The following is a 26544-nucleotide window of genomic DNA, read 5'->3' on the forward strand; positions in this document are numbered from 1 at the left end:
GTGTTCGCTGGTTTGTGCGCTCGCGCAGCTCACAGCGCGGTGAGGTATTCGTTCCCGCACACATCCGTGACGGCGAGCGAGAACGACTCGCCGAGCCCGAGCAGCAGACCAGCCGCGGCCAACCCGGCAAAGTCGATGTCCAGCTGCCAGCTCGCGCTGCTGCTGTCGAAGTCTGCGGGGCTGAACGTGATCCCGACGCCCTCGAAGTCGAGCAGAGGCAGATCCGGTTGTTCGAGCCCGACGATCTCCTGGAAGTCGATGCGCAGCTCGTCAAGGAGCTCGCCCTGCAGACCGCGGATCTGCAGCGTGACGAGCTCGACGTCGAGCTGCTGGCTGAGATCCATGACCGAACCAGGGGCCCCAGGCGCGCGCGGGATCTCGATGTGAGCGCGAACGCCCAGGCCGTTCAAGCTCAGGCTCGCGCTGTGCTTGGTCGTGTCGAAGTGCGGCAGATAGGCGAAGGGGTTGCGAGCGTGGGCCGACGTCGGATACGACTCGCGGATCTCGAAGTGCAGGTGCTCGTAGGTCGCGCCGCTATCGCCGATGACCGCGATCTGATCTTGTCGTTGCACGCGTGGATACGCTGTGATCGGCTCGCCGCTGGACTTGAAGTGGGTCCGTCGGCGGCCGCGATTCTCCGCGTTCGTACCGGAGCCGCCGAGGTAGTAGTACTCGCCCAGATCGACCTCGACCTGGGCAGCGGCGTCGCCATCGACCCCGAGCCGAGCCGGGAACGCTCCGAGCTCGAGCTCATCGAGGTGCATGTACACGCTATAGAGGGTCGGCGCGCCCGGGTGTAGATCGGCCTCGAGGTGTTCAATGATGACCACGTTGCCGGCCGATTCCGAGTAACTGGCGATCGCACCTTCGTTTGGGTTCGGGCGGTTCCCGATCGCGTAGATCGTCCCATCTGCGACGGCGTAAACCGGGTCGTGAAAGCCACCGTCGTCGGCGTGACCGGGGAGGTCGATGCCGTCGTGCCAGTCATAGCTGCCAGCGAGCAGGCGCGGACCAAAGGCGTCGTGGACCCGGGTCTGGTCCGTGGCCGTCCCCGTAGTCGGCCAGACCAGGTCGAACCCGCAGCCCCCCGCCTCGGGTTGGTTTGGGGAGGCGGGTGAGCTCGGGGGCTCTGGCAGCGGGTCCGGGATCGGCGGCGTCTCATCACCCTCGTCCGTGTCCGATTCCGCGCCCATGTCCGATTCCGCGCCCGTGTCCGATTCATCGTCCCCGAGCTCGGTCGGCGAGTCGACGCTGTCAAACGCGTGCTCGAGCCCATCCTCGCTACACCCCAACACGATCGAGCAGACCACCAAGATAACTGCGGGACGCGGTGCCATTGCTCAATAGTGTGCCTCAATCTGATAATTAGCTCAAATTTTTGACGTAATCCCGAGCACCACGCATGCACAAGCCAATACTCGCCGATGAACTTGGTCAGCGAGCCGAGCAGCCGGGCGCCGGGGTCTCCGACGCAGATCCAATCCCCGGGAGGATTGTCCCCCAGCGACCTTCTGAGATCGCGCATTCGCCGCTACTCGTGGTAAATCGCGAAGGAGCCCGGAGCGATATCGACCTCCTCCTCGACCACCCGGGCGCGAAAGAATGACAGCATGAGCGTGACCACGAGCATGTGGCTGGGTGTCTTGTTCCTCGCGCTGGCGGTCGCCGCCGTGCTGCTGCAGGCGTGGCTGTGGGGACCCAAATTCTGGAATGAAGAGACAAAGAAGACCGAGGCGCCCAAGCGCTGGCTGCGGTTTCACGCCTTCGTCGGCTACGTCTACGGGCTGATCTACATCGCGATGATGTGGAACATGTTTCCGCGCCTGTGGCAGTACCAGTACGAGCTCCCGGCGCGGACGGTCATCCACGCGGTCGTGGCGATCATCTTGGGTGTCTTGCTGATCACCAAGATCATGATCTTGCTGTTCTTTCGCCACTTCGAGGAGGCGACGCCGAAGTTCGGCTTTGGGCTGATGTTGTGCACGGTCGTGCTGATCACCTTGTCGGTCCCCCACGCGGCCCGGGCTCTCGATCTCCAGGGCCGGACCGCCGACCCCGAGAACATCGCGCGGACCGAGAAGGTGCTCGAGACGATCGACTTTGGCGAGGGCGCGCCCGAGCTCGCCGAGCTGACCTCGAGGCGCGGCCTCCAGGAGGGCCGCGACCTGCTCGTCAACAAGTGCGTGACCTGCCACGACATGCGCACGATCCTGCTCAAGCCGCGCACGGGCGCGCGCTGGCACGAGCTCGTGATCCGCATGCAAGACAAGCCCGACCCGTTCAGCAGCAACCCGCTGTCCGACGAGGAGGTGCCCTACGTGACCGCCTACCTGATCGCGATCTCGCCCGACATCCAGGCCTCTCGCAAGCGCAAGGTCGCAGACGAGCGCCAGGCTCGCGCGGAGCAGGCCAAGACCGTGGCCGCGATGGCCAGGGCGCCCGAGGCCGCGGCCGCAGCCGCCGACACCTCAGGCCCGAGCATCGAGGTCGACGAGGCCAAGGGCAAGGCGATCGTCGAGGCCCGCTGCAAGGACTGCCACGAGCTCGACGAGGTCGAGAGCTACGGCGGGGCCGACATCGCGGGCTGGGCCGAGGTCGTCACCTCGATGGTCGAGGAGGGCGCCGAGATCACGAAGGACGAGGCGATGGTCCTCGCGCCCTACCTCGCCCACGCGTACCCGAAGAAGTGAGCGGGGGCGCTCAGCCCCCGGGGATGAGGGCGAACAGCGCGCTGAGGACCTAAAACGAGTCGCGCCCACGAATTGAACGAGCCGCCTCGCGCAACGCGGGCGGCTCTCGTCGTGTGCGATTGAACTCAGCTGTTGGCGGCGAGCTCGACAGCGGTCGCGTGAAGGAAGATCTCCTGCCGCGGCCCGTCACCCTCGAGCTTGTCGTCGCCGTCTCGCTTGAGGTGCGCGACGTTGGCCTCGGTCAGCTCCTTGGCCTCGAGCGTGCCCTCGACGATCGCGGCCTTGCCCTCGCCATCCATCGGGATTGCGAACGCGTGGTCCTTGACGAGCACCCGCGCCGAGAACTCGCCCTCGTTGATGACCATCCAGCAGCCCTTCTTCTGACACACGCTCTCGACGGTGCCGCTGACCTTCACGGCCTCGCTCGGCACCCCGCTGGCCAGCACGGCCGACAGCGGCTGGGCCTCGGCGAGCGCGAACGCTGCGCCAAAGTGGCCGGTCGACTCGGTCGGCGCGGCCTCGCCATGCTCGCAGCTCTCACCCTCGGCCTTCTTCTCTTCGTGGATGCAGCCTTCCTCGGGGTCGACGGTCCCGGCCGCGACCTCCTGATCGCCGGCCTTCTTGGCGTCGGCCTTGGCGTCGGCCTTCTCCTCGGCCTTCTCGTCCTTCTTGTCCTCAGCTTTGTCCTTACCCTCGTCGGCCTTCTTGTCGCAGGCGGTCAGGGGGGTCAGCGCGAGGGCGAGCGTGAGCATCATCGGCAACGAACGCATGGCCGGCAGTTTGCCATGGACGATCGGGTGGTCAATGGTCCGACACCCGCGATTTGCTCCGGTACAGTGGGCAAAAGCTCACGCGGGGCGGGCGGGCACGCCGCAAACGAGAGAGGCTGCTGAAAAGGGTTTTCGTTTTCTGAGCTCGCCCAAGTAAGGGAGACTGCGACGTGGCCCAAAGCCCAAAGCCCGTCCGGCTCGGCGCGATCGAGCTGTGGCCACCGGTGGTGCTCGCGCCGATGGCCGGGGTCACGGACTACCCCTTTCGCGCGCTGTGCCGTCGCTTCGCAGCCGAGGCCTTCGCCCGCACCGGTGGCCCCGATACCGCGACACCGGGCCAGACACCGGGCTTGTTCGTGAGCGAGATGATCACCGCGCGGCCGCTGGTCGAGGGCAACCGCAAGACCCTGCGCCTCGCGAGCTTCGGCCCCGACGAGTCCCCGCGCAGCCTTCAGCTCTACGGCGTCGACCCCTACCACGTGGGCGAGGCGGTCAAGCGCCTCGTCGGCGAGGGCTCGATCGATCATCTCGACATGAACTTTGGCTGCCCGGTGCCCAAGGTCACCCGCCGCGGTGGCGGCTCGGCGATCCCGGCCAAGCCCAAGCTGCTCGCGAAGATCGTCCGCGCCGCGGTCGGGGCCGCGGGCGAAATTCCGGTCACGATCAAATTCCGCAAGGGCATCGACGATCGCCTCTTGACCTTCCGCGACGCCGGGCGCGTCGGGCAGGACGAGGGCTGCGCAGCCGTTGGGCTCCACGCGCGCACGGCCGCGCAGTTCTACGAGGACGGCGCCGACTGGGACGCGATCGCGGAGCTCGTCGATCTCCTCACAATCCCCGTGTTCGGCAACGGCGACATCTGGGAGGCCGACGACGCGCGCAGGATGATGCGCGAGACCGGCTGCGCGGGGGTCATCATTGGGCGCGGGTGCCTGGGGCGGCCGTGGTTGTTCGCGGAGCTCGTCGAGCTGCTGTGCGGCCGACAGCCCGGCGCGCCGCCTCGCTTTGGGGTCGTCGCCGCGATCATGCGCGAGCACGCCGGGGCCATGGTCGCGTGGTCGGGCCGCGAGGGGTCCGAGCGTGGGCGGGCGGGGCTGTCCGTGGAGCAGGGGGCGCTGCGGGCGTTTCGAAAGCACGCGAGCTGGTACACGAAGGGTTTCCGGGGCAGCACCGCGCTGCGCGAGCGGCTGATGCACGTCGAGACGCTGGCCGAGCTCGACGAGCTCCTCGCGAGCTGCGACCCCGACGAGCCCTTCCCCGACCACGCGCTGCGGGCCGTCCGAGGCAAGCGTGGCCGGCTGCGCAAGGTCGTGCTCCCAGCCGGCTACCGCGACGAGCTCGATGACGATCGCCCGCCAGCGGCAGACGCCGAGCAGCTCAGCTCCGGCGGCTGAGGGCGCCCTTCTTTGCCGTCTTCTTCTTTTTCACCGTCTTTTTCTTCGCCGCCGTCTTCTTTTTCGCTGCAGTCGTCTTCTTCTTCGCCGCCGCCGCCGTCTTCTTCTTTTTCTTCGCCGCCGTCTTCTTTTTCTTCGCCGCCGTCTTCTTTTTCGCTGCCGCCGTCTTCTTCTTCGCTGTCGCCGTCTTCTTCTTCGCCGCCGCCGTCTTCTTCGCTGTCGTCGTCTTCTTCGCCGCCGTCTTCTTGGCCACGCTCCGGGTGGTCTGCGGGGTCTCGAGCTCGGCCGTGGCGATCGCTTCGCGCGAGCGGCTGGGCTCGCTCGGCTCCCAGGTCGATCGCCGCGGGCCTCGGCAGCGCTTGAGCTGGTACTCGTGAATCGAGGCCTCGCTCCGCGAAAAGGGGCCCCAGGTCCGGGCCAGTGTCCAGGGTCGCCCGGCCCGGGTCGACTTGGCGCCGCCGGGCTGCTCGCCGTTGTGCTGGGCGAGGCGCCGGTCGAGCTCGGTGCTGATCCCGACGTAGGTTCGGCCCCGAGCCGATCGCAGCAGGTACAGCCACCAGCGCAGGGCCTCGGTCTCGTCGCTCATTGGTCAATGAGGCTGCCCCGAAGTTCCGCTAGAGTCCACGCGATGGCGCTCGATCTCCGTCAACGCAAGGTCCTGCTGACTGGCGCATCCCGAGGCTTGGGGGCGCACATCGCCCGGGGGCTGGCCGAGCGCGGCGCGACGCTGATCCTGACCGCCCGGGATGAGACCCAGCTCGCCGACACGGCCGCGGCCTGCGAGGCCCTCGGGGCCCCGGTCACGGTCCTCGCGGCCGACCTCGCGCGCGCGGACGAGCGCGCGAGCCTGAGTTCGGCCGCCGGCGAGGTCGACATCCTGATCAACAACGCGGGCGTCGAGTACACGCGGCGCCTCCTCGATCAGACCGACGCTCAAGTCGAGGCCCAGCTCGCGCTCAACCTCACCGCGCCGATCGATCTCACCCGCCGCGCGCTCCCGGGCATGATCGCCCGCGGACGCGGGACGATCGTCAACGTGTCGTCGATGTCGGGCAAGGGCGCGACGCCCTACAACTCGGTCTACGCCGCGACCAAATCCGGGCTCACGGGCTTCTCGGCCTCGCTGCGGATCGAGCTGCTCGGGACCGGCGTCCACGTCGCCGTTGTCTGCCCGGGCTTCGTCTCCGCAGGCATGTGGGGCCGGACGGGGCTGCGCGCCCCCCTGGCGTTGCGCGAGGTCAAGCCCGAGAAGGTCAGCCGGGCGGTGCTTCGGGCGATCGACGGCGCCCCCGAGGTCCTGGTCACAGCCGGACCGGTCCGGCCTCTGCTCGCGCTCCGCGAGCTGTTCCCCGGGATCGAGGCGCCGGCCCTGCGCGCGATGGGCATCCTCCGCGCGCTCGAGCGCCGCGCCGACGCGCTCGAGCAGACGAAGGACTGATACAATCGCAGCGTATGGGACCTCGCTCGAGCGTCGGTGTTGGGCTGTGCGTGCTGCTCTCGCTGGCCTGCCGGAGGGACAACCCGGCCTTCGACGCCGCGGCGACCGAGACCCAGCAGATGGAGATCGGCGACAGCAACGACACCGAGGGCGCGAGCGCCGACTCGAACTCCGGTGAGGGTGACGGCGACACCGGGCCAGGCGACGGCGACGGCGACACCGGGCCAGGCGACAGCGACGGCGACGGCGACACCGGGCCCGGCGACGGCGACGGCGACGGCGACACCGGGCCAGGTGATGGCGACGGCGACGGCGACGGCGATGGCGATGGCGAGACCGAGACCGGAGCAGGCGAGACCGGCACCGACAGCGGCGACACGTGCACGAACCTCGACCTCGAAGCGGACTGCCTCGAGTGCATCAACGACCAGTGCTGCGAACCGCTGTTCGCCTGCGACGGCCTCCTAGAGTGCGCGTGCTACATCACGTGCATCCTCCAGGATGGAAAGCCCCAGGACCAGTGCGTGATCGAATGTAACATCGACGATGAGCCGCCTCCGTCCTCCGGCGCCGCGCTCGAGTGCATCCTCGACGGAGAGTGCTCGGACTTCTGCGACAACTGATGTCCCCGGACCCACGGCCGTGCTATCCGATGCTGGCATGCTGATCCGCGATCGACTCGCCCACAAGCGCCCGGTGTTCAGCTTCGAGTTCTTCCCGCCCAAGAACGCGAAGGGTGAGCGCGTGCTGTGGCGGAGCCTCGAGCAGCTCGCCCCGCTCGAGCCCGACTTCGTGTCGGTGACCTACGGGGCCGGCGGCAGCACCCGGACCCGGACCGTCGAGCTCGTCGGTCGGATCAAGCGTGAGCTCGGCGTCGAGCCCCTCGCCCACCTGACCTGCGCGGGCAGCACCCGCGACGAGCTCGAGGCCGTCGTCGAGCGCCTGCTCGAGCAGGGCATCCGCAACATCCTGGCCCTGCGCGGCGATCCCCCCCGGGGCCAAGAGACCTTCGAGCACACGCCCGGGGGCTTTCGCTACGCGAGCGAGCTGACCGCGTGGCTGCGCGATCGCTGGCCGGAGCTGTGCGTCGGCGGGGCCTGCTACCCCGAGGTCCACCCCGAGGCCCCAAGCGGCGAGGCCGACCTGCGCAACCTCCAGGCCAAGGTCGACGCGGGCGCGGAATTTTTGATCTCCCAGCTCTTCTTCGACAACGCGGCCTACTTCGAGTTCACGGATCGCGCGCGCGGGGCCGGCATCGAGGTCCCGATCATCCCGGGCATCATGCCGGTCACCAACGTCAAGCAGATCGAGCGCTTCACCAAGATGTGCGGGGCGACGATCCCCAAGGTGCTCCACCAGCGCCTCCACGCGATCGCCGACACCAAGGACGGCTACGACCCCCAAGAGGTGTTCTGGACCGGGGTCAGCTACGCCGCCCACCAGTGCCGCGAGCTCCTCGATCGCCCTCCCGGAGGGCCCTTCCGGCGCCAAGCTTCGACGGTCGCCGGGGTTCACTTCTATACGCTCAACCGCTCGCCCGCGACGCGGGCCCTGTTCGAGATCCTCGAGCTCGCGCGGCCCGTGCGCTGAGCTACTCGGTCTTGGCCGGCGACGCCGCCTTGGTGTCGTGCTGATTCGCGCCATCGGCTCCGGGCTCGTCGAGCATCGGGCGGATCACGAAGAACCACAGCAGCGTGATCACGAGGGCGACGAGGGGCACGGCGTAGGGCTTGAGCTTGTCCATGGTCAGCGTGGTTGCGAGGGCCACCTAGGATTAGCATGGGGGCCATGGACAGCCAGCGCGACCTCATCGAGCGAGCGGCGAAGCGCCTCGCGCCGGCCCAGAGCATCCTGTTCGTGACCGGCGCCGGGATCTCGGCGGACTCGGGCCTCCCGACCTACCGCGGCGTCGGAGGGCTCTACGATCAGGGCGAGACCGAGGACGGCCTCCCGATCGAGGCCTGCCTGTCGGGGCCCATGTTTCGGGCCGAGCCGAGCCGGACCTGGAAGTACATCCGCGAGATCGAGCAGGCCTGCCGCGGCGCGAAGCCCAACACCGCCCACGCCCGGATCGCCGAGCTCGAGCGGTCCCGGGAGCGGGTCTGGGTCCTGACCCAGAACGTCGACGGTCTCCACGCGGCCGCCGGGTCCGAGCAGATCCTCGACATCCACGGCGACGTCCACCAGCTGATCTGCACGGCGTGCGCCTGGCGAGACCGCGTGACCGACTACAGCGAATTCGACGGCCGCCTCGCCACCGACACGCCGAGCTGCCCCGAGTGCGGCGCGGTCATCCGGCCCGACGTGGTCCTGTTCGGCGAGCTGCTGCCAAGGGCGAAGATCGAGCGGCTCCAACGCGAGCTCGAGCGGGGCTTTGACGCGGTGATCTCGATCGGGACCACCGCGGTGTTCCCCTACATCTCAGCCCCGGTCCTCGCGACCCGGGCCGCGGGCGGCCTGACGATCGAGATCAACCCGGGGACCAGCGAGGTCTCGGACCTCGTCGACATCCACCTGCGGCTCGGCGCCGCAGCGGCGATGCAGGCGCTGGTCTAGTCCTCAAGGGGCCTTTCAAAAAGGCCCCTCGCTCCGGCGGCAAAGCCCCCTCCGCTCACCCCAAACGCTCGCCTTGCGGCTCGTACGAGCCCTAAATCATTCAGCTTTTTAAATTCAGCGCTTGATTTAGGTCTAGTCCGACGCGAACAGGCGCCGGGCGCGGGTGTCGACGCGGGCGATCGTGCCCTCGGCCAGCCGCGTGCACCCGTGGCAGCCGATCAGCGCCGACAGCCCGAGCTCGCGGGCCATCAGCGCGCCATGAGCGAGCGCGCCGCCGTACTCGGTGCAGACCGCCCGGACGCCGAGCCGGACCAGGGCGACCGCGGCCTGGGCGGTGAGCGCCGGGATGCACAGGACCGCGCCCGCGACCGGGGGGTCCGCGAGCAAGTCGCGCAGGTCCCGACGCTGGGCGATCGGCCCCTCGAAGGGCTCGCCGATCGCGAGCCCGCGCAGGCGCCCGCCGAAGGGGTGCGGCAGCGGCTGTCCGTCGATGATGCGGCTGGGCGGATCGAGCTGGGCCTGAGCCGCGAGCAGCTCCGCGCGGCGACGAAGCTCGCGCTCGAGCTCGTCGGCGTCGCCGAGCGCGAGCGCGTCCTCGTCGAGCGCGACGAGCTCGTCACCGTCGAGCAAGAACACCCGCGCGTCGTCGATGTCGAGGCGCCGACCGGCGTAGCGCCACAGCTCGCGCAGCGGGGCGAGGCCGCAGGCGAACAGGTGGTCGTCCCACTCGCCGAGCAGCCGCGCGGCCGCGGCCTCGCTCTCGGGTAGAGCGTGCTCCTCCTCGTCGTCGTCGACCTCGTCGAAGAGCTCGGCGAGGCTCGGGCTCGCGATGTCCCAGACCGCCGGCAGCACGTCGAGGAAGTGGGCCCGCGCGCGCAGGCTCAGCGGCGCCGTCTCGGACTCGGCGTCGGTGCCGGGGTCGTAGTCGGCGCCCGCGGTCCTGGCCAGCGCGGCCTTGCGGGCCGGGACCAGGCGACCCACGTACTCGTCGATCATGGCCAGGAACAGCGCCTCGGCCCGCGCGAGCGCGGCGCGGATCGGGGGCTGGTCAGCGAGGAGCGCGGCGAAGCTCGCGAGCTCGACGCGGGCCTGGGGCAGGGCCGTGTCGCGCAGCCAGGCCAGCGCGTCGTAGACCGACATGATCTCGCCGCTGTGCGCACCGAGCTCGCGGGGCAGCACGCGGACGTAGAGCCACCCGGCCAGGATCACGGGATCGCCCGACCTGCCCGGCCGCAGGGTCCCGAGCCGCCGCATGACCCACGCGTGCGCGCGCGACAGGGGCGCGGGGTTGTGCTCGCCGTCGAAGAGCAGCGAGCCGCGCATGTGTTTTTGCTGGCCCTCGCGCGCGACGGCCTCGGAGAACGCGGCCCAGCCCGGATGCAGCGCGGCGGTGAGCGGCCGGGCCTGAACCAGCCAGGCCTCGCCCTCGGGATCGACGACGATCTCGAGATCGGCGCCGTGGGGTCCGCCCTCGCTGGCGGAGACCTGAGCCGCGAGCGACTCGACCTTGGCGCGGCTGTCGTCCCCCCACTCGCCGAGCGGCCCGGCCCAATCCGGCGAGCGGCCCTCGGCCAGCGGCTCGGGCCCGGCGCCCGGGCCGTGGACCTCGACGTAAAAACGATCCCCCGGCTCACCGCCACGCACGACCACCAGCAGCGCCCGACGCGGGACCTCGCGCTGGATCAGCATCAAGGTCCGCTCGGCGTTGAGGTTGCCGACGTCAACGAGGGTGCGACCGTGGGCCTCGATCATCGCGAGCGCGCCCTCGAGCTGGCTGAGGTCGCGAAGGCCCGGGATCGACATGCCGAGCCCGGCGCCGCTGGTCTGCTCGCGATCTTCGCGGCAGCCCGCGCTCCGGGCGATCAGCGCGTGGCCGGCCTCGAACTGCTCGCTCACCCACGCGAGCGCTTCGTCACGCTCGCTCGCCGTCGCCCGCAGCACCGCCCGCGCGCGAGCCAGATCCAAGACGACGCCTGGCGGCACCCGAACCCCGCGGGCGGCCAGCGCATGCTGGCGCGCGACCTTGGGGTAGTCGCCGAGATCATCGCGGTCGGGGGCCTCGCCGATCGTGAAGCTCACCCGGCGATTCTACGCGCTCCAGGATGGATTTGGGGACACGACCTCATTCAAGCAAGATCCCCTCGTGCAGATCCACCTACCTTGTCCGCCACTGGCCGAGTGGCTGCCAGTCCGCCTGGCGGGCATGAAGGTGGCCGCGTGGGCGCCGAAGCAGGCCCCACGCCGGGTCCGCTCCGTGCTCGCGCAGTGGCCCGCGCTGGCTCCGGACGAAGCCAGCGGGGCAGGTGGCGCAACACCCGATCAACTCGACGCCCTGTTGTTTGGGGTCTCGCTCGAGCGGCCGGAGCCGCCCGAGTCGTGTCTGCCCGCGCTCGCGCCCGGAACGTTGATCGTCGAGCTCGCGGTGCCGCGCCCCCGAGTGATCCGCGGTCTCCTCGGGCTCGAGCGCCGCCCGCTCGCGCGCGCGGCCGCCGGTCAGTCGCGCGTTTTGCAGTGGCTCGCGCGGGGCTACTACAACCTCGAGCAGTGGGAGAGCGTCGATCCTCACGGGGTGGTCGTCACGCTCGCGCAGGCCCGCACGATGTAGCGGCGGCCTGCGGCCGCCTCAGCCTGGACCTGACATCGAGCGCCCAGCTGCGGGATACGCAAGCCGAGCTGCAGCAACCGCAGCCGCTTCGGCCCGATCCCCATCGCGGTCGCCGTCGGTGGAGGCAGATGGTCGCACGGTGGTGGCACATGGCTTGCTTATCGGCCCCCGCATGGTTCAACAATATCGAGCTTGGGCGTTCGCCTGGCTGCTCGTCGGCTGCGTCGCAGACGACGGGTCCGCCGGCGACGCGAGCACCGACACCTCCGACACCTCCGACACCTCCGCAGAGACAGACGGCGACGGCGACGGCGACGGCGACGGCGACACTTCGGCCGGCGCGACGACCTACCAGGGCGAGGTCTGGGCCGACAACTGGTCGTCCATGTACGTCGGCGAGACGCTGGTGATGGAGGACTCGGTGTCGATCACCACTGAGCGCTCGTTCAACGCCGAGGTGTTCACCTTCGAGGCCACGCCGCCCTTCTTGATCAACGTGGTCATGAAGGACTTCATCGAGAACGACTCGGGGCTCGAGTACATCGGCGAGCCCAACCAGCAGATGGGCGACGGTGGCTACATCGCCCAGATCACCGATCTCGACTCCGGCGAAGTGGTCGCGGTCTCGAGCTCGGAGTGGACCTGCCTGACGATCCACGAGGCGCCGCTGAACACGGACTGCGAGGACGACCCCAACCCCGAGGAGACCTGCGAGGCCGAGATCTCCGACGAGCCGGCCGCGTGGAAGAGCGAGGACTTCGACGACTCGGCGTGGACCAACGCCAGCGAGTACACCGAAGCCGAGGTCTCTCCGAAGGAGGGCTACAACGAGATCACCTGGGACGCGTCGGCGACGCTGATCTGGGGCGCCGACCTCCAGACCCACAACACCATCCTCTGCCGCGCCTGGGTGATGCCATGAAGTGGCACGCTTGGGTTGTGATGGTCAGCCTGGCGACCCTCGCCTGCGCCGACGACAGCGGGGCGGACGACGAGCTCGGCGAGACCGGCGAGAGCGGCAGCGGCAGCGGCGACGGCGACGGCGACGGCGACACCGGCGACGGCGACACCGGCGAGGCCGTCGGCGAGTGCTCGGGCTGGGATCTGCTGAGCGACTTCTACCCCGATGTCAGCTTCGGTGATCTCAGCGCGTGCAGCGGCGAACAGGCCGAGGCCATCGAGGCCAGCCTGATGAACTTCGACGGGTTGACGATCACCGGAGACTCGGTCGTCGGCGAGGACGGGAGCAACACCGCGAGCCCCTGCGTCGAGGTCTTGTGCGACGAGGACTACGCGTACATCGCCTCGAACGCCCTGCCCCACTACGATCCTCAGGCGGCGCCGATCTTCGACACCACCGAGACCCCGATCGTCCACCGGATCCCGCTCGTGCCCGTGGCCGTCAGCTCCGACGTGAGCGCCGACGACTGGTACGACGCCCCCGGCTGCGAGTCGGCGCTGGGCATGGCCGTCGTCAACATGACCCCGACCATGCCGCCGTCGAGCCACTGCTGGTACGAGACCAAAGACGGCACCGCGAACACCGGCGAGCACTACGTGACCGACGGCGAAGAGGTCGTCCACAAGGTCATGTGCTACGGCCAGACCGCGTCGCTGATCACGGGCATCCCCGCGTTCGCGCCCTGCGAGGAGGCGCGGCCGGATCCCTACGGCTCGCCGCTGTTTTGGGCCTACGACGATCCCGACGAGTTGTTCGTCGACTACTGCGGCACCCACCCGGCGGCGATCACCCACAACCACTGGCTCAACGAGGTCTGCCTGGCCCAGGACGCCGACGACAAGCCGGCCAACAGCTACGCCACGGGCGCGGCGAGCTTCGTGATCGAAGACCTCGACGCGGCGGACTGCACCGTCGAGTCGGACACCCTCGGCTGGGCCTACGACGGCCACCCCCTCGAGGGCGGCTGTGTGTGCATGGAGCGCGACGACGACGGCACCTGCACCGATCTCCGACGGGCGCGCTCGGGCTACGTCTACGCCGGCCTCGCGCGGTGGGCGAACGACGCGAGCGACGACGCCAACATCCACACGGACGCGGTCGTTGCCAGCCACCTCGGGGTCGAGCTCTCCAGCTGCACGACCCGCGACGACTGCTGCGACGGCGACACGATGAACTGCCGCCTCTACTGCCACCCGCTGCTGGTCGAGGACGCTGGCGAGGTCGCGCTCGAGCAGCGCTGCGTGACCCCGGACTACAGCTGGTGCGGGCACGAGTTCGTCGAGCACGACGACGTGCTCGAGGACGACGGCTACGTCTACCTCGACCGCTGCAACGGGGTCGAGACCGCCGACGGCTACGTCTACGCGGGCACGCCGACCTTCCCCTACGTCAACGGCTGCTACAAGGACGACCCGAGCGAGATGGCGATCGACGACACCTACACGCGGCTCGACATGGACATGGGCGGCATGGGAGGTGGTCCTCCGCCATGACCAACCCTCGACTCCTGCTCGGGGCCGTGCTTGCCCTGGTCGCGTGCGACCCCGAGCTCGAGCTCGAGCCCGAGCCGCCGCCCGACAGCCTGATCGCCGCGCGTATCCACTATGCGCTGGCCAGCGACTGGGAGGAGGCCGAACTCGTCGACGGCGCTCGGGTGTTCACCACCGACCTCGGCTACACCGTCGGGCTGACCTCGTGGTGGCAGAGCACCACCAACCTCGAGCTGGTCGCGTGCCCCGAGGACGAAGAATTTCGCCACGCCGGTCACACCCACGACGTCTCGCAGCTCGTGCTTCAGGTGATCGAGAATCTCGTTGACGGCCAGACCACGCTCGTCGGCGAGGCCGAGGGCGGCGAGCTGCCCTACTGCAACCTGTATCAGATCATGGGCACGGTCCCCCTCGACGGGGTCGAGATCACCTCGCGCGTGGCCGGCTGGTACCGGGCCCCGGGCGCGGCCGAGGCCGTCTCGTTCGACGCCGTCAACACCGTGCCGGTGTCCGTCCTGCCCGAGTTCACGATCGGGGCCTGGGACGAGACCCTCGACGTCGACGAGGCCCGCGTCGAGCTGGTCCGCTACCCCGCCCGGGCGTTCGACGGGCTCATGCTCGAGACCCTCAGCGACCTCGACCTCGCGTTCTCGGCCAGCCAGGCGCTGGGTTGGGACGCGGAGGTCCACTGGGCGCTGGCTCGCTGAGCCGGCCTCAGGGCGCCGAGGGTGCCTCCAGCTCGGAGTCTGGTTCCGCGCCCGCGCCGAGCAGCCCGAGGTCGGCGAGCAGGACATAGGCCGCGGGCAGCAGCACGAGCACGAGCACGGTGCTCGCGGCGAGCCCGAACACGATGCTCGTCGCGACCGGGATCAGCATCTGCGCCTGGCGGCTGGTCTCGAACATCAGCGGGACCAGCCCGGCGATCGTCGTCGCCGAGGTCAAGAGCACGGCGCGGAAGCGCTCGCGGCTCGCCTTGGTCGCCGCGGCGATGACCGACATGCCCCCGGCCCGCGCGCGCTTGATGAACAGCATCAGCAAGATCGAGTCATTGACCACGATCCCCGCGAGCGAGACGAAGCCGAGGATCGACTGCGAGCTCAGCGGCGCGCCGATCAACATGCTGCCCGCGACCACCCCGACGAAGGCGAAGGGGATCGCGAGCATGACCAGCATCGGCTCGATGTAGGTCCGCAGCTGGAGGCTCAGGACCGCGAAGATCGCGAGCATCCCGAGCAGCGCGCCTTGGGCCATCGAGCCCAGGGTCGTGGCCGAGTCTTCGATCTCACCGCCGATCGAGAACTCGAGGTCGGAGTACTCGGCGCTGATCTCGGCGAGGCCGGTGTCACTAAACTCCGCCATCAGCGCGGCGAGGTTGACCTGCTCGCGATCGAGGGCCCCGGACACGGTCACGGTTCGCGCGCCCTCGCGGCGCTTGACGGTGCCGTAGCTGCGCGACTGATCGATCAGCGCGATCGAGCCGAGCGGCACCCAGGTGCCGTCCTGGAGCCGGATCGGCAGGATCTCGAGATCGGCGATGGTGTCGCGGTGGTTGCGCTCGAGCTCGACGAAGACCTCGAACTCCTCGCCGCGCTCGAGCAGGTTCTCGACCGACACCCCGGCGAGCGCGGCCTTGATCTGCGAGGCCACGGTCGCCCCGGTCAGGCCCGGGGTGCCGATCCCCGGGCGCAGGCGCACGCGGATCTGGGCCGTGTCGAGCTCGAGGTCGTCGCCGAGGTCGGACACGCCGTCGATCGCGGCGAAGTAGTCCTCGACCTTGGCGGCGGCCTCGTCGAGGCGCTCGAGGTCGTCGCCCGCGACCCGGACTTCGATCGCGTTGCCGCTGGGGCCGCTGCGACCGCCAGCTCCAAAGTTGGCCGAGATCGCGTTTGCGACCGACCCGAGCTCCTCGCGCCACGCGTCGGTGAACTCAGAGAGGGTCGTCTCGCGGACCTCGACGCTGAGCAGATCGAGCGAGACCGTCGCGAGGTGGGGGCCGCTCGCGTCGACGGCGGAGTTGTAGTTGAAGCGCACCGAGCTGTTCCGGACCAGGGCCTGGCCCTCGGGCTGCTCCGAGCTGAGCCGGTCCGAGACCCGCATCGCCGCGGCCACGACCCGATCGGTCTCGCGCTTGGTCGCCTCGAGCGAGGTCCCGGCCGGCATCTCGAGCCGAAACTCGACGACGTCGCCCTCGGCGTCGGGGAACGCCTGGTAGCTCAGCTTGCCGCCCTGCACGGCCCCGAGCGCGACCAGGAAGGCCGCGAGCCCGAGGCTGACGGCGGCGTAGCGGTGGCGGACCACGAAGTCGACGGCCCGGCCCAGCCCGCGCTCGCGCAGCCACTCGAACCCGTCGTCAAAGCGCTGGCGCATCGCGGACCGACGCCCGCGCGGACGCAGCGAGTGGCCGAGGTGGTTGGGCAAGATCAAGAAGGCCTCGACCAGGCTCATGGCCAGGACCGCGATCAGCACGACCGGGATGACCTGCAGCGTCCGGCCGATCCGGCCGTCGATCGCCGACAGCGGCACGAACACGCAGATCGTCGTCGCAAACGAGGACAGGATCCCGCCCGCGACCTCGCGGACGCCGACGATCGTGGCCTCGAGCGGCGCCTTGCCGGCCTCGAGCTGCGAGGCGACGTTCTCGGCGAGCACGATCGCGTCGTCCATCAGCAGGCCGATCGCGACCAGCAGGCCCATCATCGTCATCATGTTGAGGCTCTGACCGGTCATCGACATCACCCACAAGGCGCTGAGGAACGCGACCGGCATCCCGGCGACGACCCAAAACGCGAGGCGGAGATCGAAGAACAGCCACAGGGTCAAGAACACCAAGAGCAGGCCCTGGAGCCCGTTGCTGAGCAACAGCCCGAGGCGGTCCTCGATCACCGAGGTCGTGTCGTTGATGATCTGAAACTCGACGCCGTCGGGCTTGAGCGGCTCCTGCTCGTCGATGAAGCGCTCCATCGCCGCGAGGACCTCGAGGCTGTCCTCGGTGCTGGCCTTGCTGACGACCAACATCCCGGCGCGTTCGCCGTTGAAGTAGGTCTGCTCGGCCTCATCGGAGAACGCGTCCTCGACCGTGGCGACGTCGCCGAGCAGGATCTCCCCGCCACTGTCTCCGGTCGCAACGACGACGCTGCGCAGCTCGTCGGGGCTCACGCGCTTGTCCTCGTAGCGGACCAGCAAGGTCCGCCCGCGCAGCTGCAGCTCGCCGAGCGGGCTGTCGAGGCTCTGGGCCGCGATCGCGTCGGCGACCCCGGACACGTCGAGGCCGTAGCGGCTCAGCGCGACCTGATCGAGCGAGATCTGGAGGCGGTGGGTCGAGAACCCGGCGACGCTGACCTGCGAGATGTCGGGATCGGAGAGCAGGCGCCGGGCCAGCCGCTCGAGGTAGAGCTTGAGATCCTGCCCGGACATCGCCCCGGTCACCGCGATCGACGCCACGCTCCGCGCGCGCGACTGGAGCGAGACCGAGGGATCGTCCATGTCGCTCGGGAAGTCGTTGATCCCGTTGACGGCCGACTCGATGTCGGTCAGCAGCGTCTCGGCCTCGAAGCCGTCGGAGACCTCGACCGAGACCGACGCCGAGCCCTCGCGCGAGCTCGCGCTGATCGTCTCGACGCCCTCGAGCCCGCCGAGCACGTCCTCGATCCGCGCGACCACGGTCTCGTCCATCGTCTGGGCGTCGGCGCCGGGGTAGGAGGCGCGGATCTGGATGACGTCCGACTCGAACTCGGGGTAGGTCTCGCGCTGGAGGTCGGGGAGCGAGAGCACGCCGATCAGGATCAGCGCGATCATCAGGAGGTTGGCCGCCGTCGGGTGGCGAGCGAAGTAGTTGATCATTGCGAGCCCTCGTCGGCGCCGAGCAGACCCGCGAGGCGCTCGGTCTCGTAGACGTCCTCGGTCGGGGCCACGCGCATACCGTCGACCGCCGGGATGACCTCGCTGACGATGATCTGATCGCCGGCCGCGAGCCCGGCGGCCACGCACACGAACTCTTCTTGGGCCCAGTCGATCTCGATCGTGCGTCGCTCGAGCTGGCCATCGACGGCGACGTGGACGACCCCGTCGTGGACCGCGTCGATCGGCACCGCGAGGCAGCCCGACTTGGCCGCCCCGACGAAGTCGACAGAGACGTGCAGACCCGAGCTCAGCGTGACCTCGCCCGTGCCTTCGCGGCGCTGGGAGCGATCGACCTCGACGACGACGCCGGTCGTGCGCGTCAAGGGATCGACGCCCGCGAAGCGACTGAAGCGCGCGGGCCAGGCCGCGTCGACGCCCGACACCCGCAGGCGCACCGTCGGCTGGACGACCTCGGCGATGCGCTGGAACCACTGACCGCGGCGCGGCTGCCCGGACTCCTCGGCGTCGGAGGGGCCGTCGCCGGGCTCGCCCGGCTCGGCCTCGGCTCCCGCGTCGGGGTTGGGCTCGGGCTCGGGCTCGGGCTCGGGCTCGGGCTCAGCTTCGCCCTCGGACCCAGTCTCGGCCTCGGACCCAGCTTCGGCCTCGGACCCAGCCTCGGGCCGACTGCGCTCGGGCCGGGCCGGCAGCAGGGGATCGATCCCGCCGATCGGCAGCCGCGCGGTGACCTCGAGGACGTCGAGCCCCTCACCGACGACGACGACCTGGTTCGCCGACACGCTCTGGCCCGTGGTCGCGCTGAGCTCGCTGACCCGCATCGTGAACGGCGCGACGACCTTGGTCCGGGCCAGGACCAGCTCGGCGCCGGTCACCCCGGCGTCGACCTCTTCGAGCTGGGCCTGGAGGATCCGACGCGAGGCCGGCAGCTCCGCGAGGGTGTTGCGCAGCGAGACGACCGATTTTTTCGCGCTGAGCACCGCGGCCTCGGCGGCCTCGACCTCGCTGAGCGAGGCCGTGCCCTGGCGATGCAGCGACTCGGTCCGCTCGAGCTCCTTGTTTGCGAGCGCCAGCACGTCTTCCTCGACCTCGAGGCTCGCCTTGGCGCTGGCCTCACGGGCCAGGATCTCGGCGAGCTGAGCCCGGACCCCCTTGGCCGTGGCGACCGAGCGTTGCTTCTCGAGCTCGAGCTCCCCGGGATCGATCTCGAACAAGACCGTGCCCTCGCGGACGATGCGACCGACCTGCACGCTCGGATCCATGTCGATGATCGTCCCGCCGACCTCGGCGACCCCCTGCCAGGTCCGCTGGGCGGTGACCTCGCCGTAGCCGGTCACCCGCGGGACCGCCGACGCCTCGGCGGCGACGATCACCCGCACGGGCTGGGCCTGCGCGCCGCGAGCCCGCCCGCGCGCGCTCCCGGCGTCTCGCGTCAACCACAGGTAGGCTCCGACGCCGAGGCCCACGAGGCCGAAGAAGATGAGCGCGCGCTTGAGGATCGACTTGGGCTGTGACATCCGGCTCTCGTCGCCCGAGTTTCCGCGGCCAGGACGAGATGAGGGATGGCGCAGACGTAAAGCCTAGGTAAACGACCGCCTCGCCCGCGCCTCGCGACACTGAGGTCCGCCGCGCGCGCAGCCCCGTTGACCCGGGTTAGGCTGGGGCCGAGCCGGTCAGATTATCTTGCGTCCATCGTCCCCCTGCCGCGTCAGCCTGGCCATGCAACATCACACCACCGCCGTCGAGTTTCCCACCCGCATGCGCGCACACATCGCGCTCGCTTGCCGCGACATCGAGTGCTCCCGGGCCTTTTACGAGCAGCTGCTCGGCCTCGCGCCGGTCAAGGTCCGCGCGGACTACGTCAAATTCGAGGTCACCGAGCCGCCGCTGAACTTGACCCTCAACCACAGCGAGAGCGCGACCCCCCAGCGCGCCCCCGCGCACTTCGGCATCCAGGTCAAGTCGACCGCCGAGGTGCTCGAGCGACGCCTGACGATGGAGCGCGCCGGGCTCAGCGCTCGGACCGAAGAGGGCGTCGGCTGCTGCTACGCGATCCAGGACAAGGTCTGGTTCGTCGACCCCGACGGCAACGACTGGGAGATCTTCGTGGTCACCGAGGCCGACATCCCCGAGCACACGCGGCCGAGCCCTGACAAAGAGGTTGGGCCCGAGGCCGAGCAAGACCGCGGCTGCTGCGAGCCGACTTGCTGCTCGTGACGCAGCCAATGGCGACGACGACGGCGACGACCCCTGCTCACGCGAGCATCGACGAGGCGGACTGGCGCCGCCTCGACGCTGTCTTGCACGGCTTCTTTCGCGCCCGCGTCGCCAACCCCGACGCCCGCGCCGACCTCGTTCAGGACGTGCTCTTGCGCATCCACGAGCGCCGCGAGCAGCTGCGCGAAGGCGATCGCCTCGACGCGTGGGCGTTTCGGATCGCCCGCAACGCGCTCGTGGACTACCACCGCCGCTCGCGCCCGCAGGTCGAGCTGCCCGAGCTGAGCGAGCCACCGCCCGAGCCGGTCAACGACGCGCCGCGCGTGCTCGGCTCGTGGCTTCGCGGCCAGATCGAGCTGTTGCCGCCGCGCTACCGCGAGGTCCTCGAGCTGGTCGAGCTGCAGGGTCTGTCGCAACGCGAGGCCGCGACCGCGCTCTCGCTGCCCTACTCGACGCTCAAGTCGCGGGTCCAGCGGGGCCGCGACCTCCTCCACGCCAAGCTGCTCGAGTGCTGCGCCGTCGAGCTCGACGTGCGTGGGCGGGTGAGCGACTACCAGCCCCGCGCGTGCCAGCCCTGTGGGTGCCAGGGGACGCCGAACAACACATGACCGTCCGCTACGAGACCGAAGACCGCGCCGCGATCGTGACGATCGACCGGCCGCAGCGCCGCAACGCCGTCGATCGCCCGACAGCCGAGGCCCTCGCCGCGGCCTTTCGCCGCTTCGACGGCGACCCCGAGCTCGACGTCGCGATCCTCACTGGCGCCGGCGGCTGCTTCTGCGCTGGCGCCGACCTCCACGCGATCGCCGAGGGTCAACCCAACCGGGTCGCGCCCGAGGGCGACGGTCCGATGGGTCCGACGCGCATGCGCCTGAGCAAGCCGGTCATCGCCGCGGTCGAGGGCTGGGCGGTCGCCGGGGGCCTCGAGCTCGCGCTGTGGTGTGACCTGCGGGTCGCCGCCACCAACGCCCGCTTCGGCGTGCTGTGCCGACGCTTCGGCGTGCCGCTGATCGACGGTGGCACCGTCCGGCTCCCGCGCCTCATCGGCCACGCCCACGCCCTGGATCTGATCTTGACCGGGCGCGAGGTCCACGGCGACGAGGCCAAGGCCATGGGTCTCGCCAACCGCCTGTGCGAACCAGGCGAGGCGCTCACGAGCGCCCGGGCGCTCGCCGCCCAGCTGAGCAGCTTCCCGCAGCTCTGCATGCGAGAGGATCGCCTGTCGAGCTACGAGCAGTGGTCCCTCGACCAAGACGCCGCGATCGCCAACGAGCTCGAGCACGGCCAGCGAGTCCTCGGGGACCCCGGCTTCGCCGCTGGCGTGCGTCGCTTCACCGACAAGTCCTGAGTCGAGCGCGCTCGATTCAGGACTTGTGGGCCTCTCGAACAGGCTCAGATCACGTCTTCGGACAGCGACTCGTCGCGGCGGCGGGGCGGGGGCGGCTTGCTCGGCCCCGACGAGGGCGCCGCGCGAGTCGGCGGCGGCTGCGGGGCGTCGGCTTCGGGGACCCAGCGACCGTTGACCCGCTCGCGCAGCTCCTTGCCGACCTTGAAGAAGGGCAGGCGCTTGGGCGCGACGTGGACGACGTCGCCGGTCCGGGGGTTGCGACCCTCGTAGGCCTTGTACTGCCGGACCGTGAAGCTGCCGAAGCCACGGATCTCGATGCCGTCGCCAGCCATGAGCGCCGTCGTCATCGAGTCGAAGATCGTGTTCACGACCATCTCGGCTCGGCCTTTGGTCAGCCCCAACTCTTGGGCGACACGCTCGATCAGCTCGGACTTCGTCACCGTTCGCTCTTGGATTCGGGAGACGCGGGAGAGCCACTCCGCACGCCCACGGGGGTGCATGGTATGGCTAAAAAGCGAGAGATATCAAGATGTTTTGCGGGCCAAGGCGACCGCTCGGGCGAGCGCCTGGACACTCGTCCCGCCCGCGTTTGTCGCGCTGTCTCTGGCCCTCACGGCTCGAGCGCCGCAGGCTGCTTGGCGGGGCCGAGCGCGCGGGCCTGGTTGATCTGCGCTGCGAGCTGCTCGGACTGGAGGCTGCCCACGTAGGTGACCTTTGCGTTCCCCTTGCGATCGCGCCACGCGATCCGGACGGCCCGCCCCCCATCGCCGGGCATGTTGTACACCCACCCACCCTCGCTGTTGAGGCGGATGCCCCAGCCGCCGAAGCGCTTCCAGTCATACTCGACCATCTCGGCCGACTCGATCGCCGAGATCGGGATCTTGGGTCCGAACAGACCGTACTGAACGTTGACATGACCCTCGGACACCGTCACGCGCAGGACCGAGAACAGCAGCCAGACCGGCAACAACACGAGCACCGTCGCGACGGTTTCGATCCACGCGCCGGACCCCACGAACGCCGCGCCGATCGTGAACAACGAGACCGCGCCAAAGATCGCGTGCAGAGGCCACGGCGCCCGGCTCTTGTCGCGATACAAGACCGTCCCCTCCCCACTCATGTACTCGGCCTCGTAGGCGTCGGGCAAACGCCCAGCCCCCTCGCGCTCGGCGAGCCCGGCCTCCGGCTCACACACCGCGAGCTGCTTCTCCTCAGCCACGTTCAAGGTTCAAACGCCAAGCCCGCTCCTGTCAACCGAAGTCGTCCGAGCCCTCCTCGAGGGCAACCACAAAGCTCGAGACCAACCGCCGCGCGTCGCAGAGTCGCTGACGCCCGCGGGGGTCTAAAAAACCCTGGTATGAGACTTGCCGTGGACCTCACGATCCGGGAGCGCGTCGCGGGCTTCGATCCCGCCGCGTTTTGGCAAAAAGCTCCCGGGCGGGAGCAGTGGCGCTCGATGGTCGCCAAGTACGAGGCCCTCGACGCGGCCGCGAAGCTCTCCGAGGGACCGCGGGGCGCCGACTACAAGCTCGCCCTCGCGGACCTGGCGTCGCGCTGGCCCGGGGGCCTGCGCGAGGGCGAGCTGATCGGACCCGCGCGGGTCGCAAAGCGGCTCCGCGCGGCGTCGGCCGGCCTCGCACAGCCCGAGCGCCCGCGCGCGGACTGGCCCGACGAGGCCGCGCGAGCCGTGCTCTGCTGGGCCGAGTTGCACGATCTGATCCGCGATCAGCTCGCGTTTCGCCGCGCGCTGTCACCCGGTCTCGCGCCGAGCACCGAGGCCTTCGCGGCCTGGACTCAGGCCGCCGCCCGGACCCCTCGGTGGCCCGATCCCGCGCGGCTGCCGGCGATCGTCGGCGCCAAGCTCCGGGTCCGGGGCGCGTATTTGTGGCTCGCAGCCCGCTCGGGGCTCGACCTCCCGAGCCTCAACGGGCTGCTCCTCGCTCGCGCCGGGCACTGGGATCGCCGCCCGGATGATCCAAGCTGGGCTCACTCGCCCTGAACTTGATAGTCTTGGGCCAATGGAGGCGATCGCCACCCGATCGATCGCTGGCGGCGCGCTGGCGCTGTCGCTTCTGATCGGTGGATGGAGCGGCTCACGCCTGACCCTCGACCTCGCCGACGCGGTCGACGTGGCCCTGGCCAAGCGCGTCGATCCCGACGAGGCCCAGCGCAAGGCGCTGGAGCGAGAGGCCAGCTACCAAGACAGCGAAGCGTACTACCAGACCCACATCGACGAGGCCGTCGCGCGCTTCGAGCTCAGCGCCCCCAGCCGCCAGCGCCTGCTCGAGCCCAACACTTTTTATCATGTCGCCTCGCCCGGCGATCTCCGGACGATCGAGCCCGGCGCGACCCTGCGCGAGGCCGGGCTCGAGATCGGGGTCAAGATCGAGGAGATCAAGGTCAAGAAGCGGGGCGTCACGACCCGGACCAAGCACACCCTCGCAACCCTGGCCAACGTCGGCGAGCTCCCCCTCGCCTACTTCCTCGACATGCGCAGTCAAACCGGCAGCTGCCAGGTCCGCGCGATCGGCCGCTACAACACCATGGTCCTGCGCCCGGGCGAGCGAGCCGAGATCTCGGTCTGCTCGGGTGAGCACGCCGTCGAGATCGTCGATCTGCGCATCATGGAGGTCACCGAGCTCGGGGCCCTGTGGGTCAGCAAGGTCCCGCCCCAGGCGGTCGGCCACGACGAGCTCGGCGCGCGCTCACACTTCGCGGGCGAGGGCGTGCCGATGTGCGCCGAGATCCCCGCCGTCGCCTTCGCCAGCCGGATCGACGCGGGCGAGGTCGAGTGGGAGGACATCGTCGACTTCTACAGCCGCCACGACTGCGAGCACTACCGCTGGTGGCCGGGCTACCGCCGGATCTCCGCGCCCCTCGAGCGGCTCCCGGCGATGCCCTGAACCGACAAGACGGCCCCAACCAAGACGCCCCCAACCAAGACGCCCCCAACGAAAACGGCCCGGAAGATCCGGGCCGTTTTGCGTTGAGAGAGGCTACGCGTCAGGCGTACCCACCACCTTGGGGTGGTCCACCGTAGCCACCGCCACCGGGCGGAGGTCCGTAGCCCGGCTGCGGCTGTTGCGGCCCGCCGAAGCCCGGCTGGCCGCCCGGCGCCCCGAACTGCTGCTGCGGAGGCTGGCCGTACGCCTGGCCTTGCGGCGATCCGCCGATCTGCTGGACGGCGCCGCCGCCCATGCCCACCTGCGCGGGCGCGCCCCCCTCGGAGAACACGACCGTGTTGGACAGCTGCCACTTGAACAGCTTGGCCATCATCCAGAACATGTAGATGCCGAAGGTCACGATGCTCAGCAGGTAGCCGACGAGGATGATGACGAAGAGCTCGCCGCCCTCACCGGTGAAGCGCATGCCCAGACGCTGACCCTCGACGTTGATCTTGGTGTTGTCAGCGTTGAACTTGATCAGCTTGACCTGGAACCAGGCCATGTAGATGCCGAAGGTGATGAGCGTCAGCAGGTAGCCGACGATGAAGGTCACGAGCAGCTCGCCACCTTCGCCGACGAAGTTCAGGCCGCCGACCTCCTGGCCGTTCTTGGTGATCTTCGTGTTCTCGGCGAACCACTTGTTCATCTTGCACATGAACCAGGCCCCGTAGATGCCGAAGGTGATCGCGGTCAGCAGGTAGCCGACCAGGAAGGTCACGAAGAGATCGCCGCCGGTGCCGTCGAAGCGCGGCTGGTACATCGTGCCGTCGTCGGTCATCGCGGTCGTGTTCTCGGCGAAGAACTTCTGCAGCTTGCAGATGAACCACGGTCCGTAGATGCCGAAGGTGACCATGGTCAGCAGGTAGCCAACCAAGAAGGTCACGAACAGCTGGCCGCCCTCGCCCTCGAACTTGAACCGGACGGTGCCCTTGGCCGTGGGGCCGAAGGTGGTCCGCTCGGCCATGAAGTTGGCGAACTTGCAGATGAACCACGGCCCGTAGATGCCGAAGGTGATGAGCGTGAGGATGTAGCCGACGAGGAGCTGGCCGAGCAGCTCGCCGCCCGTGCCGGAGAAGTCTCCGCGGACCTCACCGCCAGGCGAGGCTGCCATCGCGGCGCCAGGCTGACCGTAGGGCGCGGGGGCCCCTCCCGTGTTGGACGGCGGACCTCCGAAGGCCTGGCCAACCGCGGCGCCCGCGGCCATCGCACCACCGGCCGCTGCGGCCATCGGTGCTCCTCCGTATCCACCGGGCGGCTGACCTCCGGACGGCTGACCTCCGGGCGGCTGACCTCCAGGCGGCTGACCTCCGGGGGGCGCTCCGTAGGCTCCTCCGGGCGGCGGCCCCCCAGCTGGCGGACCTCCGAACGCTCCGGGCGGCGAACCGCCAGCTGGCGGTGCTCCGGGCGGCGGACCTCCAGCTGGCGCTCCGAAACCTCCTCCGGGAGGAGCTCCCGGCGGCGGGCTCCCGGGCGGCGGCGCACCAAAGCCTCCCTGGGGAGGTGCCCCGGGAGGCGGACCTCCAGCTGGCGGTGCTCCGGGCGGCGGCGCGCCGAAACCTCCTCCGGGAGGAGCTCCGGGCGGGGCTCCCGGCGGAGGAGCTCCGGGCGGCGGCGCTCCGAAACCTCCTCCGGGAGGACCGGGAGGGGCTCCGGGCGGCGGCGCGCCAAAACCCCCTCCGGGAGGCCCTGGCGGGGCGCCTGGAGGACGCGGAGCTGCTCCGGGCGGAGCTCCGGGCGGAGCTCCAGGCGGAGCGCCCGGCGGACGCGGCATGCCGCCCATTGCGATCATGGTCTTGCCTGCTCCAGCGCGCTGGTTGGCGCCTTGGACCGACATCACCGTCATCACGGTCTGACCGATCGAGAAGCCTTGCCCGGGGGCGAGCGAGAACTCCGGCGTCCGCTGACCGTTGAAAAAGGTCCCGTTGGTACTGCCGAGGTCTTTGACGCGCACGGCGTCATTCTCGAAGTGGATCTCTGCGTGGCGACCGGAGGACTGGGGATCACCGAGGACGATGTCACCGGCCTCGCGGCCAATGCTCGTGACCCGGGCACCAATGTTGCGGGTTTCAGGGGGTTTGTTGACGTATTGGATCTTGAGAACGTAGTGGCTCGACACTCACGGCCTCCGCGGTTGGGTGCGCGAGCATCCCAACTGGCGCCAGGCGGCGCAAGTACCGTGTGGCCTGGCGGCGACCAGAGCCCGCGAACTGTGCCGGACAGGGAAAAGCGGGGTCACGAGAGTCCCCGAGATCGCGGCCCCGCGCCCCGAGCTCGA

The 26544-nt window shown here is 69.7% G+C and carries 26 protein-coding genes and 1 pseudogene; 16 read left to right on the forward strand and 11 right to left on the reverse strand.

The features are described from left to right. Positions 1 to 29: 29 nt before the first annotated feature. Positions 30 to 1337 (reverse strand): M23 family metallopeptidase, encoded by a 1308-nt coding sequence (locus tag ENSA5_RS33970; RefSeq protein WP_146156409.1) that lies wholly within the window; start codon positions 1335 to 1337, stop codon positions 30 to 32. Between the two features lie 273 nt (positions 1338 to 1610). Between ENSA5_RS33970 and ENSA5_RS33975 the strand changes: the two genes are divergently transcribed. Continuing rightward, the gene (locus tag ENSA5_RS33975; RefSeq protein WP_146156410.1) at positions 1611 to 2690 is read left to right on the forward strand and encodes a hypothetical protein; all 1080 of its coding nucleotides are present in this window, start codon (positions 1611 to 1613) and stop codon (positions 2688 to 2690) included. Between the two features lie 125 nt (positions 2691 to 2815). On the opposite strand, the gene ENSA5_RS33980 is transcribed toward ENSA5_RS33975, so the two are convergent. Continuing rightward, complete coding sequence (locus ENSA5_RS33980; protein WP_106395883.1) at positions 2816 to 3460, reverse strand: DUF4920 domain-containing protein; 645 nt, start codon at positions 3458 to 3460, stop codon at positions 2816 to 2818. Between the two features lie 170 nt (positions 3461 to 3630). Between ENSA5_RS33980 and dusB the strand changes: the two genes are divergently transcribed. Beyond that, a complete protein-coding gene (gene dusB / locus ENSA5_RS33985; protein ID WP_219906912.1) occupies positions 3631 to 4854 on the forward strand; it encodes a tRNA dihydrouridine synthase DusB in 1224 nt (407 codons plus the stop codon). Here dusB and ENSA5_RS33990 read toward each other — a convergent pair. Further along, positions 4838 to 5440: a GIY-YIG nuclease family protein gene (locus ENSA5_RS33990; RefSeq protein WP_106395884.1), complete on the reverse strand. Its 603-nt coding sequence runs from the start codon at positions 5438 to 5440 to the stop codon at positions 4838 to 4840. The two genes, dusB and ENSA5_RS33990, sit on opposite strands and share 17 nt — an antisense overlap. Before the next feature lie 42 nt (positions 5441 to 5482). Here ENSA5_RS33990 and ENSA5_RS33995 point away from each other — a divergent pair, with 42 nt between their 5' ends. From ENSA5_RS33995 to metF, 3 genes are read left to right on the forward strand one after another with little or no spacing between them, the layout of a single operon-like run. After that, positions 5483 to 6292, forward strand: coding sequence for an SDR family NAD(P)-dependent oxidoreductase (locus tag ENSA5_RS33995; protein ID WP_181198442.1), 810 nt, complete (start codon positions 5483 to 5485; stop codon positions 6290 to 6292). 14 nt (positions 6293 to 6306) lie between these two features. Beyond that, entirely contained in the window at positions 6307 to 6915 is a 609-nt protein-coding gene (locus tag ENSA5_RS38730) for a hypothetical protein (protein WP_181198443.1), read from the forward strand. Between the two features lie 37 nt (positions 6916 to 6952). After that, positions 6953 to 7882: a methylenetetrahydrofolate reductase [NAD(P)H] gene (gene metF, locus ENSA5_RS34005; protein WP_106395886.1), complete on the forward strand. Its 930-nt coding sequence runs from the start codon at positions 6953 to 6955 to the stop codon at positions 7880 to 7882. A gap of 1 nt (position 7883) precedes the next feature. Here the strand turns inward: metF and ENSA5_RS38735 are convergent, their stop codons facing one another. Then, the gene (locus tag ENSA5_RS38735) at positions 7884 to 8060 is read right to left on the reverse strand and encodes a hypothetical protein (RefSeq protein WP_181198444.1); all 177 of its coding nucleotides are present in this window, start codon (positions 8058 to 8060) and stop codon (positions 7884 to 7886) included. Between the two features lie 20 nt (positions 8061 to 8080). Here ENSA5_RS38735 and ENSA5_RS34010 point away from each other — a divergent pair, with 20 nt between their 5' ends. Further along, entirely contained in the window at positions 8081 to 8848 is a 768-nt protein-coding gene (locus ENSA5_RS34010; RefSeq protein ID WP_106395887.1) for an NAD-dependent protein deacylase, read from the forward strand. Positions 8849 to 8980: 132 nt separating this feature from the next. On the opposite strand, the gene ENSA5_RS34015 is transcribed toward ENSA5_RS34010, so the two are convergent. After that, on the reverse strand, positions 8981 to 10927 hold the full coding sequence (locus ENSA5_RS34015) for a PEP-utilizing enzyme (protein ID WP_106395888.1): 1947 nt from the start codon (positions 10925 to 10927) through the stop codon (positions 8981 to 8983). Here ENSA5_RS34015 and ENSA5_RS34020 point away from each other — a divergent pair. The 4 genes from ENSA5_RS34020 to ENSA5_RS34045 all read left to right on the forward strand — a co-directional run bounded on the left by ENSA5_RS34020 (position 10917) and on the right by ENSA5_RS34045 (position 14611). After that, positions 10917 to 11453 carry a hypothetical protein gene (locus tag ENSA5_RS34020; RefSeq protein WP_106395889.1) on the forward strand — a complete coding sequence of 179 codons (537 nt, stop codon included), beginning with the start codon at positions 10917 to 10919 and terminating at the stop codon, positions 11451 to 11453. The two genes, ENSA5_RS34015 and ENSA5_RS34020, sit on opposite strands and share 11 nt — an antisense overlap. 172 nt (positions 11454 to 11625) lie before the next feature. Next, on the forward strand, positions 11626 to 12375 hold the full coding sequence (locus ENSA5_RS34030) for a hypothetical protein (protein WP_219906913.1): 750 nt from the start codon (positions 11626 to 11628) through the stop codon (positions 12373 to 12375). Beyond that, positions 12372 to 13907 (forward strand): YHYH protein, encoded by a 1536-nt coding sequence (locus tag ENSA5_RS34040; RefSeq protein WP_146156411.1) that lies wholly within the window; start codon positions 12372 to 12374, stop codon positions 13905 to 13907. Before ENSA5_RS34030 ends, ENSA5_RS34040 begins: the two co-directional genes overlap by 4 nt. After that, positions 13904 to 14611, forward strand: coding sequence for a hypothetical protein (locus tag ENSA5_RS34045; RefSeq protein ID WP_146156412.1), 708 nt, complete (start codon positions 13904 to 13906; stop codon positions 14609 to 14611). Before ENSA5_RS34040 ends, ENSA5_RS34045 begins: the two co-directional genes overlap by 4 nt. A gap of 7 nt (positions 14612 to 14618) precedes the next feature. Here the strand turns inward: ENSA5_RS34045 and ENSA5_RS34050 are convergent, their stop codons facing one another. Beyond that, entirely contained in the window at positions 14619 to 17744 is a 3126-nt protein-coding gene (locus ENSA5_RS34050; RefSeq protein ID WP_106395893.1) for an efflux RND transporter permease subunit, read from the reverse strand. Next, on the reverse strand, positions 17741 to 19276 hold the full coding sequence (locus tag ENSA5_RS34055; protein WP_106395894.1) for an efflux RND transporter periplasmic adaptor subunit: 1536 nt from the start codon (positions 19274 to 19276) through the stop codon (positions 17741 to 17743). The genes ENSA5_RS34050 and ENSA5_RS34055 overlap by 4 nt, the downstream gene beginning before the upstream one ends. A gap of 202 nt (positions 19277 to 19478) precedes the next feature. On the opposite strand from ENSA5_RS34055, the gene ENSA5_RS34060 reads away from it, so the two are divergent. The 3 genes from ENSA5_RS34060 to ENSA5_RS34070 are packed head-to-tail and all read left to right on the forward strand — an operon-like array spanning position 19479 to position 21324. Further along, entirely contained in the window at positions 19479 to 19976 is a 498-nt protein-coding gene (locus tag ENSA5_RS34060; protein WP_106395895.1) for an ArsI/CadI family heavy metal resistance metalloenzyme, read from the forward strand. A gap of 8 nt (positions 19977 to 19984) precedes the next feature. Further along, positions 19985 to 20584 carry a sigma-70 family RNA polymerase sigma factor gene (locus tag ENSA5_RS34065; protein ID WP_106395896.1) on the forward strand — a complete coding sequence of 200 codons (600 nt, stop codon included), beginning with the start codon at positions 19985 to 19987 and terminating at the stop codon, positions 20582 to 20584. Further along, positions 20581 to 21324: a crotonase/enoyl-CoA hydratase family protein gene (locus tag ENSA5_RS34070; protein WP_106395897.1), complete on the forward strand. Its 744-nt coding sequence runs from the start codon at positions 20581 to 20583 to the stop codon at positions 21322 to 21324. The genes ENSA5_RS34065 and ENSA5_RS34070 overlap by 4 nt, the downstream gene beginning before the upstream one ends. A 44-nt stretch (positions 21325 to 21368) precedes the next feature. On the opposite strand, the gene ENSA5_RS34075 is transcribed toward ENSA5_RS34070, so the two are convergent. Then, positions 21369 to 21824, reverse strand: coding sequence for an HU family DNA-binding protein (locus ENSA5_RS34075; RefSeq protein ID WP_219906914.1), 456 nt, complete (start codon positions 21822 to 21824; stop codon positions 21369 to 21371). A 110-nt stretch (positions 21825 to 21934) separates the two neighbouring features. Next, positions 21935 to 22543 (reverse strand): hypothetical protein, encoded by a 609-nt coding sequence (locus ENSA5_RS34080; protein WP_146156413.1) that lies wholly within the window; start codon positions 22541 to 22543, stop codon positions 21935 to 21937. A gap of 150 nt (positions 22544 to 22693) precedes the next feature. On the opposite strand from ENSA5_RS34080, the gene ENSA5_RS34085 reads away from it, so the two are divergent. Further along, the gene (locus tag ENSA5_RS34085) at positions 22694 to 23323 is read left to right on the forward strand and encodes a hypothetical protein (RefSeq protein ID WP_106395900.1); all 630 of its coding nucleotides are present in this window, start codon (positions 22694 to 22696) and stop codon (positions 23321 to 23323) included. Between the two features lie 19 nt (positions 23324 to 23342). Further along, a complete protein-coding gene (locus ENSA5_RS34090; RefSeq protein ID WP_106395901.1) occupies positions 23343 to 24227 on the forward strand; it encodes a hypothetical protein in 885 nt (294 codons plus the stop codon). Positions 24228 to 24327: 100 nt separating this feature from the next. On the opposite strand, the gene ENSA5_RS39525 is transcribed toward ENSA5_RS34090, so the two are convergent. Further along, complete coding sequence (locus ENSA5_RS39525) at positions 24328 to 25497, reverse strand: DUF898 family protein (RefSeq protein WP_258183106.1); 1170 nt, start codon at positions 25495 to 25497, stop codon at positions 24328 to 24330. A 2-nt stretch (positions 25498 to 25499) separates the two neighbouring features. On the opposite strand from ENSA5_RS39525, the gene ENSA5_RS39530 reads away from it, so the two are divergent. Continuing rightward, positions 25500 to 26180 carry a hypothetical protein gene (locus ENSA5_RS39530; protein ID WP_258183107.1) on the forward strand — a complete coding sequence of 227 codons (681 nt, stop codon included), beginning with the start codon at positions 25500 to 25502 and terminating at the stop codon, positions 26178 to 26180. Here ENSA5_RS39530 and ENSA5_RS39885 read toward each other — a convergent pair. Further along, positions 26161 to 26385, reverse strand: a pseudogene (locus ENSA5_RS39885) (FHA domain-containing protein); the annotation flags it as partial. The gene ENSA5_RS39530 and the pseudogene ENSA5_RS39885 overlap by 20 nt on opposite strands. Positions 26386 to 26544 lie beyond the last annotated feature (159 nt).

It is taken from the genome of Enhygromyxa salina (genome assembly GCF_002994615.1).
In the GTDB taxonomy this organism is placed as follows: Bacteria; Myxococcota_A; Polyangia; order Nannocystales; family Nannocystaceae; genus Plesiocystis; species Plesiocystis salina_A.